The sequence below is a fragment of the Arsenicicoccus sp. UBA6765 genome, from assembly GCF_002453335.1.
In the GTDB taxonomy this organism is placed as follows: Bacteria; Actinomycetota; Actinomycetes; order Actinomycetales; family Dermatophilaceae; genus Arsenicicoccus; species Arsenicicoccus bolidensis.
Window position 1 is genome coordinate 273,139 of the sequence record NZ_DKGR01000017.1, and the last position, 10,694, is coordinate 283,832.

The 10,694-nt window shown below is 71.8% G+C and carries 7 protein-coding genes; all 7 read right to left on the minus strand.

Going from position 1 to position 10,694, the window contains the following annotated elements; translation table 11 throughout:
* Positions 1 to 83: 83 nt before the first annotated feature.
* The 7 genes from B4K29_RS04275 to nuoL all read right to left on the minus strand — a co-directional run bounded on the left by B4K29_RS04275 (position 84) and on the right by nuoL (position 10,688).
* Complete coding sequence (locus B4K29_RS04275) at positions 84 to 1,907, minus strand: hypothetical protein (RefSeq protein WP_286966469.1); 1,824 nt, start codon at positions 1,905 to 1,907, stop codon at positions 84 to 86.
* Positions 1,908 to 2,003: 96 nt separating this feature from the next.
* Positions 2,004 to 2,891 (minus strand): D-arabinono-1,4-lactone oxidase, encoded by an 888-nt coding sequence (locus B4K29_RS04280; RefSeq protein WP_019286403.1) that lies wholly within the window; start codon positions 2,889 to 2,891, stop codon positions 2,004 to 2,006.
* Entirely contained in the window at positions 2,888 to 4,492 is a 1,605-nt protein-coding gene (locus B4K29_RS04285) for an FAD-binding protein (protein ID WP_313666821.1), read from the minus strand. The genes B4K29_RS04280 and B4K29_RS04285 overlap by 4 nt, the downstream gene beginning before the upstream one ends.
* A gap of 70 nt (positions 4,493 to 4,562) precedes the next feature.
* Positions 4,563 to 5,588: a polyprenyl synthetase family protein gene (locus B4K29_RS04290; RefSeq protein ID WP_051274069.1), complete on the minus strand. Its 1,026-nt coding sequence runs from the start codon at positions 5,586 to 5,588 to the stop codon at positions 4,563 to 4,565.
* 5 nt (positions 5,589 to 5,593) lie between these two features.
* Positions 5,594 to 7,162, minus strand: a complete 1,569-nt coding sequence (gene nuoN, locus B4K29_RS04295; protein WP_286961488.1) for an NADH-quinone oxidoreductase subunit NuoN — start codon at positions 7,160 to 7,162, stop codon at positions 5,594 to 5,596.
* A gap of 44 nt (positions 7,163 to 7,206) precedes the next feature.
* Positions 7,207 to 8,745, minus strand: a complete 1,539-nt coding sequence (locus B4K29_RS04300; protein ID WP_019286407.1) for an NADH-quinone oxidoreductase subunit M — start codon at positions 8,743 to 8,745, stop codon at positions 7,207 to 7,209.
* Positions 8,745 to 10,688, minus strand: a complete 1,944-nt coding sequence (gene nuoL, locus B4K29_RS04305) for an NADH-quinone oxidoreductase subunit L (protein WP_029211284.1) — start codon at positions 10,686 to 10,688, stop codon at positions 8,745 to 8,747. The genes B4K29_RS04300 and nuoL overlap by 1 nt, the downstream gene beginning before the upstream one ends.
* Positions 10,689 to 10,694: the final 6 nt, after the last annotated feature.

A 10,694-nucleotide genomic window follows, 5' to 3' on the forward strand; every position in this document is an offset into this window, starting at 1 on the left:
CCTTCGTGGGGTGGTGTGCCCCTCCAGGCTAGTCCCGGGCGCCGACGCCGACGGGGCATCGGGTCGCCGCTCCCCCTGATGCATCAGGTGCCGACGCGACGCAGGACGACCAGCCCCGCCTCGCTGCGGAACTGCCCCGGGCTGAAGTAGCCGATGCCGGCGACGATCCGGTGGGTGCCGGCGAAGGTCGCGAGGATGGGGTCGCGCTGGGCCATGGCCTCGATCCCGTCGCCGTGGATGCCGTCGGTGGAGACGAGCACCACGTCCGGCACCCGACCGGTCCGGCGCATCCAGTCGGTGGTGTAGCGGCCCTGCTCGCCGAAGTCCTCGAGCCACACGATGTTGGTGTCCGCCCGCGCGCCCGACGTGAGGAAGGCGCCGGTGACCGCGCCGTAGACGAGCAGGCTCTCGCCCGGCCGCACCCAGGTGTCGGTCGTGTCCTGCACGATCCGCAGGTGCGCGAGCTCGCGCCCGCCGCTGTAGAGCCCGCCGTAGGCCCCGGCCGGAGCCGGTGTCCGGGCCGCCCAGGGCGAGCTGCCGTAGAAGTTCGTCGCGAACTGCGACGCGAGGATCGCGAGCACCGAGACGAGGGCGTAGCGCTTGAGCGCGCTCACGTCGCTCGGGCCACTGATCCGCTCCACCACCCGGCCGGCGCCGACCGTCGTCGCGATGGCCAGCGCCACGGAGGCGGGCGGGAACTCGCCGTACCACGGGCCCGCGAAGGTCGTGGCGGCGACCATCGGGTGGCCGACGAGGGCGGTGGGGGCGGCGAGGAGCAGCAGGGTCGCGACCTCGCGGTCACCTCGGGACCGCACCCACCACAGGCAGACCGGGAGCATGACCAGGGCGGTGTAGAGCTGGACGGACCCGACGTAGCGCATCAGGTTGACGTCGTGCACGAGCAGCGCGAGCAGGCTGGTGGCGCCCAGCACCACGGGGAACCAGGTGACGGCCCCACGCCGCCACCGTGCGGAGAGCATGGGGACGGCCGCGCTGAGCCCCAGCAGCACGGCGGGGAGGCGCACCGGCGTCACCAGCTCCTTGAGCCAGGAGGTCGAGGTGAATGCCAGCCGCTCGAGCGGGCCGGACCGTGGTCGTTGGTACTGCACCGTGTAGTCGAGGGTGTCGCTGATCGCCGACCAGCCGACGACGCCGAGGAGGTAGACCGCGACCGGCAGGGTGACCAGCGCGGCGGTCCCGACGAGCCAGAGCACGGCGTCGCGGCGCCCACCCCGCCACAGGAGCACGACGAGCACGAGCAGGCTGAGCCCCACGGCGGGGAGCAGGGACTGCAGGCTCACCGCGCCGAGCGGGGCGGTCAGCCCCACGGGCACCACCCAGCGTCGGGCGCTCGCTGCCGGGCCCAGCACCGCCGCGAGGCCGCAGCAGGTGAGGACGACCATGGCCAGGGTGGGGACGGTGTTGTAGGACAGCCCGACCACGTGGTAGCTCGTCACCATCAACGATGCCGCCACGGCGGGGAACGCGACGAGCGGGCGCAGCCGCGTGCGCAGCGCGCGGTAGCACAGCACGCCGACCAGGACGGCCACCGCGACGTAGCAGTAGCGGTAGGCAAGGACGAGGTAGGCCTGGCCGAACAGGTGGGTCCACACCCACACGAACGGCGCCCCGGCGGCGGAGCCGACGGCCTGGGCGTTCATCTCGTCGGCGAACAACCGGTCGCCCTGGGCGATGCGCTGCGCGAGGGCGACGACGTGCGAGCCGTCGTAGAGGTCGGCCCCCGACCGCACCCGCACCAGGAACCACAGCACGAGACCCAGCGAGGCGAGTCCCACGCCCCGCTCCTCGCGGGTGGCCCGGGACCACGTGGCACGAACGCCCCGACGGGCGCGACCGCCGCCGTGGCCGTGGGGTGCGGCGGGGTGCGCCACCTCGACGGTCGACATGCGTGCGGGGTCCTCCAGCGGTCCGGGACGGGACGGCCCCGCCGCGCCCAGACTACCCGCGTGCGCCCGGCGCCCCGTGGCGCCACCCTGCTGGCGTCACCTGCCGAGGACCTGGGTGAGGTAGTCGTTGCCGAGCAGCCGGTCGGGATCGAGCTCGTCGCGCAGCCGCAGGAAGTCCGGGAGCCGGGGGTAGAGCTCGAGCAGCCGGTCGACGCCGAGCGTGTGCATCTTGCCCCAGTGCGGGCGACCGTCGTGGGCGGCGACGACCTGCTCGAAGGCCGCGAAGTAGCGGCGGGGGTCGACCGAGCGGTGGTGGTGGACGGCGACGTAGGCGTTGGCCCGCTCGTAGCCCGTCGAGAGCCACGCGTCGTCGGCGGCGGCGAACCGGATCTCCACCGGGAAGGCCACGTGCTCGCGCGAGCGCTCGATGAACCGGTCCAGGTCCCGCAGCACCTCCGGGAGGGCGGCACGCGGCACGGCATACTCGCTCTCGGTGAAGCGGACCGTCCGCGGGCTGGCGAACACCCGGTAGGAGGAGTCCGTGTAGGTGCGGGCCGACAGGGCCCGGCTCGCGACGGCGTTGATGGGCCGCGTGGTGGCGGGCACGCGCGCCGACAGCCGGCAGGTCAGGTCGAAGACACCGTTGGACAGCAGCTGGTCGTCCAGCAGGTAGCGCCAGCGCGGAAGGGCCTTGCCGGAGGTGTCGTCGGGGGCCAGGCGCCGGTTGTGCTTGGCGAGGACCCGGTCGGTGTGCGGGAACCAGAACATCTCGAAGTGGTCGTGCCCGTCGACGTGCTCGTCCAGCTGCGCGAGCACGGCGCTCAGGCCGGCCGGCTCCTCCCGCGCCTCGATGCGGAAGGCCGGTACGCACGCGAGCGTCACCTCGGTGACGATGCCGAGGGCGCCCAGCCCGACGCGCGCCGCGTGGAACAGGTCCGGGTCACGCTGCCGGTCGCACCGGCGCACGCGCCCGTCCGGGGTCACGATCTCCAGCGCCTCCACGAGGCCGGCCAGCCCGGGCAGGGTGGCCTGGTGCCGTGGGTGCCGGTCGACAGCGCGCCCGCGACGGACTGCCGGTCGATGTCGCCGAGGTTGGCCATGGCCAGCCCCTGCGCCTCCAGGAGCGCGTTGAGGTCGCACAGGCGCGTCCCGGCACGCACCCGCACCCGGCCGTAGTCCCGGTCGACGGCGACCAGCCCGGTGTGCGCGTCGAGGCTGACCTGGACGCCGTCGGTGAGGCCGATGGCGGTGAACGAGTGCCCGGCCCCGATCGGCTTGACCCGCAGCCCGTCTCGAGCGGCGTCGGCCATGACCTGCGCCACCTCGTCCACCCCCACGGGGGTGAGGACCCGCGCGGGTCGGCAGCTCTGGTTGCCGCTCCAGTTGGTCCACGTGCTCATCCGAAGGCCCTCCCCTTGCCGCGATAGGTCGGCACCTCGTCGACCACCTCTGTCCCGCTGACCAGCAGCAGCCGGTCCACGCGCTCGCACAGCTCGCCGGCCTTGGCGTGCCGGAACCACACGTGGTCGCCGATCCGCAGGTCCTCGGCGGCTCGTCCGGTCACGCGCGTCTGGACCTCCCCGGCGCCCTCGGCCCCGAGCAGCGGGAGGCCGTATGGCGACACCGGGCTCGGCAGCCGGTCGCGTCCCGCCGCGCCGCTGGCGGCATAGCCCCCGGAGAAGCACGTCGCCACGCGCCTCGCGGGTCGCCGCACCACCGGGAGCACGAACCACGCCGCGGGCCGGTGGCGGAAGGCGTCGTAGCCGTCGAATAGGCGCGGTGACATCAGTCCTGAGCCGGCCGCCAGCTCGGTGGTGGCCGGGTCCGTCGGCGAAGAGGTGCAGGCTGCCCGTGCCGCCGCCGTTGACCAGCTCGAGGGGGTGACCCAGCACGTCCTCGACGGCGGTCACCACCGCCGCACGACGTCCCAGGAGCTCGCGGACCGACGCCGCCTTGACGAGCCGGACCGCGGGCGAGCTGTCCTGGAGCCCGGCGACCTGGGCGTCGTAGGACATGACGCCGACCAGGCGCAGCTCGGGGCGGGCGAGGACCGCCCGCGCGGCGGCCGCGGCGGCCTCGGGGGTCCGCAGGCAGGAGCGTCGCACCCCCAGGTGCACGGGGCCGATCCTCAGCGATGCGTCGAGGTCCAGGCACACGCGGATCGGGCCGGCCGAGGCCTCTCGCACCACCGCGGCGAGACGCGTGACGTGATCGGGGTGGTCGATCATCACGGTCACCGTGTCGCGACGGGGGTGCGTGGCGAGGCGCGAGAGCGAGTCGAGACCGACCGGCGGGTAGGCCACGAGCAGGTCGTCGACCCCCTGGTCGGCGAGCCACAGTGCCTCGTCGAGGCTGTAGGTCAGGACGCCGCTGAATCCCTGGGAGAGGGCCCGCTCCACCAGGGCACGACATCGCACCGACTTCGTCGCGAGCCGGACGGGCAGCCGCCCGGCCCGTCGCAGCAGGTCCTGGGCGTTGGCGTCCCACGCATCGAGGTCGACGACGGCGAACGGCGCCTCCCGTCCGGCGAGGGCGAGACGCAGCTCGTCGGCGCGCAGGTCCCGGGCCGGGGCGGAGGCGGTCATGAGCGCACTCTAGGGCGCGGCCGCCCCTCCTGGGGCGTGATTGTCCTCACCGGCCTACCGACAGGTAGGGCTAGACCTCGCGGTCCACCACGCTGGCCGCGAGAGCACGGAGGGCCCGGACCGCCTCGCCGTCGCCCAGCGGGTCCAGGACTCGCTGGGCCTCCTCGGCGACCTGACGGGTGTAGGCCTGGGCGCGATCCAGCGCCGGGTGGGTGCGCAGCAGCCCCAGGGCCTCGGCGTGCGCCTGGGCGTCGGTGCGCAGGTCCGAGGACAGCAGCTCCTGCAGACGGGCGTCGGCGGGGTCGGTGGACGCCTTGACGTAGAGCACCGGCAGGGTGTCGACACCCTCGCGCAGGTCGGTGCCGGGCTCCTTGCCGGAGTCGTCAGAGGTGATGTCCAGCAGGTCGTCGGCCAGCTGGAAGGCGACACCGAGCTTCTCGCCGTAGGCCTCGAGGATGCGCTCGGCCTCCTCCCCCGCCCCGGAGAACATGGCGCCGTAGCGCGCCGCGGTGGCGATGAGCACCCCGGTCTTGTCCTCGAGCACGCCGAGGTAGTAGTCGACCGGGTCCGTCCCCTCGGGGCAGGCGCGGTCGTCACGGATCTGGCCCGAGCACAGGCGCACGAAGGTCTCGGCCTGGATGCGGACCCCGAGGGGCCCGAGCTCGGCGATCATCTTGGACGCGGTCCCGAAGAGGAGATCCCCCACGAGGATCGCCGTGGAGTTGCCGTAGGCGGCGTTGGCGGACACCACCGCGCGGCGCATCTCGGCCTCGTCCATGACGTCGTCGTGGTAGAGGCTCGCCAGGTGGGTCAGCTCCACGGCCGCGGCGGCGGTCTCGACGTCGCGGCTGAAGCCGCCGCCCAGCTCGGCGGCGAGCAGCGTGAGGATGGGACGGAACCGCTTGCCCGCCGACAGCAGGTGCGCGGAGGCCCCGGCGATGAAGGGGTCCTCGTGGTCGACCTCGGCCCGGATCCGGGCCTCGACGGACTGCAGCCCCGAGGTGAGCCGGTCCATGAGCTCGGGGCTCGCCCCCGGCATCGTGGCCAGGGCGACGGTCGGGGCGCCCTCGGCGGGCGCCCCGACGGGAAGCGGCATGCCCGTCATGGGAGGAACGTGGCCGCACGTCCGGCCAGGTCCAGCAGCGGGGTCGGGAAGACTCCGAGGACCAGGGTGACCGTCACGCCGAGGGCGATGGCGATGGTGCTCCCCACGGACGGCATGACGACCTCGGCCGTGAAGCCGTCGCGGTCGCCGTGCCAGAGCGCACCCACCACCCGCAGGTAGGCGAACGCGGTGACGAGCGAGCACAGGACGCCGACGACGGCGAGGACGGTGCCCATGCCCCCACCGTGGGCGACGGCGGGGTAGAACGCGGCGAACTTCGCGGTGAAGCCCGACGTCAGCGGGATGCCCGCGAAGGCCAGCATGAGGAAGCTGAACACCGCGGCCGTCACCGGGTGCCTGCGTCCGAGCCCGGACCACTGCGAGATCGTGGTCGCCTCGGACCCGCCACGGCGGACCAGGGAGACGATGGCGAACGCCGCGATGGTCATGAAGCCGTAGGCCACGAGGTAGAAGATCGTGCCGATCACGCCGCTGCGGTCGAACGACAGCACCCCGACCAGGATGAAGCCGGCGTGGGCGATGGAGGAGTAGGCGAGCAGCCGCTTCATGTCGGTCTGCGTGACCGTCAGGACGGCACCGACCACCATCGTCAGGATCGCGACGACCCACAGGCCCGGCAGGTAGGACCACCGGTCGCCGGCGAGGCCGACGTAGAGCAGGCGCAGCAGGGCGCCGAACGCCGCCAGCTTGGTGCAGGCGGCCATGAAGCCCGTGACCGGCGTCGGGGCGCCCTGGTAGACGTCCGGCGTCCACGAGTGGAACGGCACGGCGCCGACCTTGAAGAGCAGACCCACCATGAGGAAGAAGGCACCCGGCAGCAGGAGCCCCTCCATGCCGATCGTCGTGCCGATGGCGCGGGAGATGCCCGCCAGCCGCACGGTGCCCGAGTAGCCGTAGAGCAGGGCGGCGCCGAACAGGAAGAACCCGGACGAGAACGCACCCAGCAGGAAGTACTTCAGCGCGGCCTCCTGCGACAGCAGGCGGCGGCGGCGGGCCAGCCCGGCGAGGACGTACAGCGGGAGCGAGAGGACCTCCAGCGCCACGAACATCACGACCAGGTCACCGGCTGCCGGGAAGAGCAGCATGCCGACCATGGACAGCATCGTGAGGGGGAAGACCTCGGTGGTGGTGGCGCCGAGACGCAGGGCCATCGACTCCCCGTGCGAGCCGGGGGCGGACGACGCGGACTGCGTGAACGCGTCCGGCGCGGACGAGTCGAACCGCTCGGCCATCGTCAGGACGCTCATCACACCGAGGATCAGCAGCGCACCCTGGATCAGGAGCGTCGGCCCGTCGACCACGACGGCACCCGCGGCGGTCGAGACCCAGCCGTCGTTGGCGCACGTCACGAGGGCGGCGAAGGCGCCGAGCAGACCCAGCAGCGCCACGACGACCTGCACGCGGTAGCGCAGCTCGCGCTTGACGAAGGCCTCCACGAGCACACCGACCAGCGCGGCGATCGCCACGACGAGGACGGGCGACACGGCCGCGTAGTCGATGGACGTCACCTGGAAGTCCGCGGCAGGCAGGACGGCCTGCGGCATACCGGACAGTCCGGTCACAGCCACCAGGCTGCTGACCAACGCACTCACTTGGCACTCCCCTCGGAGGTGGCCTGCGCGCCGGTCGACGGCGCGGGGTCGGCGATGCCGACCGTCTGCAGGGTCTTGGTGATGGCCGGGTTGACGACGTCCAGCGCGGGCTTCGGCCACAGGCCGAGCACGAGGAAGCTCGCGATCAGCGGCACGATGACGACCTTCTCGCGGCCGGTCAGGTCACGGACCCGGTCGACACCCTCGGGCCGGGGGCCGGTGAACACGCGCTGGTACATCAGCAGGATGTAGAGCGCCGCGAGGATGACCGCGACCGCGGCGATGCCGCCGATCACGTGGTGCCGCTGGTAGGTCCCGACGAGGACGAGGTACTCGGACACGAAGGCTCCGAGGGGCGGCAGGGCCAGACCGGAGAGACCCGCGACCAGGAAGCACCCGGCCAGGGCCGGGGTGACCCGCTGCCAGCCGCCGTAGGCCGGGATCTTGGCGCTGCCACCACGGCGGATCAGCATGCCCACGATCAGGAAGAGCGCCGCGGTGGTGAAGCCGTGGTTGACCATGTAGAGCGCCGAGCCGTTGCCGCCGGTGATCGTGAAGGCGAAGATCCCCAGCACGATGAAGCCGAAGTGGCTGATCGAGGTGTAGGAGATCAGCCGCAGCATGTCCTTGCTGCCGATCGCGAGGAAGGCGCCGTAGAAGATCGAGATCAGGGCCAGCACCAGGATCGCCGGGGCGGCCCAGCGGGACGCGTCCGGGAAGAAGGGGAGGCAGAAGCGCAGCATCCCGAAGGTGCCGATCTTGTCCAGGACACCGACGAGCAGCGTGGAGGTGGCCGGGGTGGCCTCCTCGGCCGTGTCGGGCAGCCAGGTGTGCAGCGGCCACATCGGGGCCTTGATCGCGAAGGCGATGAAGAAGCCCACGAACATCAGGCGCTCGGCCATCGGGCTCATCTCGAGCCCGACCAGGCGGGTGATCATGAAGCCGTCGGCGCCACCGGGGCCGTGGACGTACAGCGCGATCAGGGCCACGAGCATGACCAGGCCGCCGGCCAGCGAGAACAGCAGGAACTTCAGCGCGGCCTGGCGGCGGCGGGCTCCGCCGTAGCCGGCCACGAGGAAGTAGACCGGGACCAGCATGGCCTCGAAGAACACGTAGAACAGGAAGACGTCGGTCGCGGCGAAGACGCCCACCATGAACGGCACCAGCGACAGCAGCAGCGCGAAGTAGGTCTTCTCCCTGCTGCCGCCCTCGGGCGCGTCGTGCCAGGCGGCCAGGATGCACACCGGGGCGAGGACGAGGGACATGAGGATCAGGCTCAGCGAGATGCCGTCGACCCCCACGGCGTAGGACACGCCGAAGGACGGGATCCACTGGTGCTGCTCGGTGAGCTGCAGCGCGCTCGAGTCGGTGTCGAAGCGCAGCGCCGCGACGATCCCGACCACCAGGGTCACGAGCGAGAAGCCCAGCGCGACCTGCTTGGCCTTGCTCGCGAGAGAGGACGGGAGGCAGGCCACGACCAGCGATCCCACGAGGGGAATCACCAGCATCGCGGTCAACCAGGGGACGTTGGACATCACTGCACCACCCACAGAGCAAGGAGGATCGCGACGACGCCGGCCAGCATCGTCAGGGCGTAGGAGCGAACGAAGCCGTTCTGCAGCTTGCGGACGCCGTTGGACGTGGCCTCGACGACCTCGCCGAGCCCCAGCACCCCGCCGTCGACGCCGTTCTTGTCCGCCGAGCGCAGGCCGCTGATGAGGCCGTTGCCGGGCCGGACGAACAGGCCGTCGTTGACGTCGTCCTGGTAGAAGTCGCGACGCGCAGCGCGGGTGAGGACCGAGCCGCGGGGTGCCACGACGGGCACCTCGTCGCGCCAGTACTTCATCCAGGCGACGGCCACGCCGATCACCATGAGCAGCTGGGTCAGGAGGGTGATCGCGAGGACCGGGAGGACCGGGTGCTCCTCGCCGTGCCCGCCGACGACCGGCTCGAGCCAGTGGGTGAAGCCGAAGAAGTTGAGGACGAAGCCGAGCGCGACCGAGCCGATGGCGAGGATGATCATCGGCACCGTCATGGTGGCCGGGGACTCGTGCGGGTGGTCCTGCGCCAGCCAGCGGCGGCGGCCCTGGAAGGTCATGAAGAACAGGCGGGACATGTAGAACGCGGTCAGCCCCGCGACGAGCATGGTGACCGAGCCGAAGACCCAGGGTCGCCAGCCCTCGCCGATGAACGCGGCCTCGATGATCTTGTCCTTGGACCAGAAGCCCGACAGGAACGGGAAGCCGATGATGGCCAGCCAGCCGGCACCGAAGGTGAGCCAGGTGGTCGGCATCTTGCCGGACAGGTTGCCGAAGGTGCGCATGTCGACCCGGTCCCCCATGCCGTGCATGACCGAGCCGGCCCCGAGGAACATCCCGGCCTTGAAGAAGCCGTGCGTCAGCAGGTGGAAGATCGCGAAGGCGTAGCCCACCGGGCCCAGGCCCGCGGCGAGCATCATGTAGCCGATCTGGGACATCGTCGATGCGGCCAGGGCCTTCTTGATGTCGTCCTTGGCGCAGCCGATGATCGCGCCGAGCGTCAGCGTGATGGCTCCGACGATCGTGACGGCGAGCTGGGCGTTCGGCGCCGCGTTGAAGATCGCGTGCGACCGGACCACCAGGTAGACGCCGGCGGTGACCATCGTCGCCGCGTGGATCAGGGCGGACACCGGGGTGGGACCGGCCATGGCGTCACCGAGCCAGGACTGCAGCGGGAACTGTGCCGACTTGCCGCAGGCCGCCAGCAGCAGGGCCAGGCCGATGAAGGTCAGCAGGGCGGGGCTGGCGTGCTGGACGCCCGCGTCGACGCCGGCGAAGGACACCGTCCCGAAGGCGGCGAACATCGCCATCATCGCGACGATCATGCCCACGTCGCCGACCCGGTTGGCGATGAAGGCCTTGTTGGCGGCCGAGGCGTACGGCGGGTTCCAGTTCCAGAAGCCGATGAGCAGGTAGGACGCCAGGCCGACGCCCTCCCACCCGACGAAGAGCATCAGGTAGGAGTTGCCGAGCACGAGGGTGAGCATCGCCGCGACGAACAGGTTGAGGTAGGCGAAGAACCGGCGCTTGTCGGGGTCGTGCTCCATGTAGCCGAGCGAATAGACGTGGATGAGCGATCCGACGAAGGTCACGAGCAGGACGAACGCGATCGAGAGCGGGTCGAGCAGGATCCCGGCCTTCAGGTCGAAGCCGCCCGCCGGCACCCAGTGCCACAGGTCCTTGGTCATGGACCGCTGCTCGGGGTCGGCCCCGAGCATCTGCAGGAAGATCATCAGGCCGACGGCGAAGGATCCCCAGGACAGCAGGGTGGCCAGGCCGGGGCCGAACCTGTCGGTCATCCGTCCGCCGACGAGGAGGAGCGCAGCGCCGAGGAGCGGGAGGGCGATGAGCAACCACCCCCAGGACGCGACGTCGGTCGCCTCCACCACGGGGGCAGCGCCCTCCGCGGCGAGGAGGGCCGAGGTACTGAGCAGAGTCACGCCAGT

Bases quoted from the DNA above. Each gene is read 5' to 3' on its own strand.
- B4K29_RS04275 (WP_286966469.1), bottom strand. From the start codon at position 1,907: ATGTCGACCGTCGAGGTGGCGCACCCCGCCGCACCCCACGGCCACGGC.
- B4K29_RS04285 (WP_313666821.1), bottom strand. From the start codon at position 4,492: ATGACCGCCTCCGCCCCGGCCCGGGACCTGCGCGCCGACGAGCTGCGT.
- B4K29_RS04290 (WP_051274069.1), bottom strand. From the start codon at position 5,588: ATGCCGCTTCCCGTCGGGGCGCCCGCCGAGGGCGCCCCGACCGTCGCC.
- nuoN (WP_286961488.1), bottom strand. From the start codon at position 7,162: ATGCCGCAGGCCGTCCTGCCTGCCGCGGACTTCCAGGTGACGTCCATC.
- B4K29_RS04300 (WP_019286407.1), bottom strand. From the start codon at position 8,745: ATGTCCAACGTCCCCTGGTTGACCGCGATGCTGGTGATTCCCCTCGTG.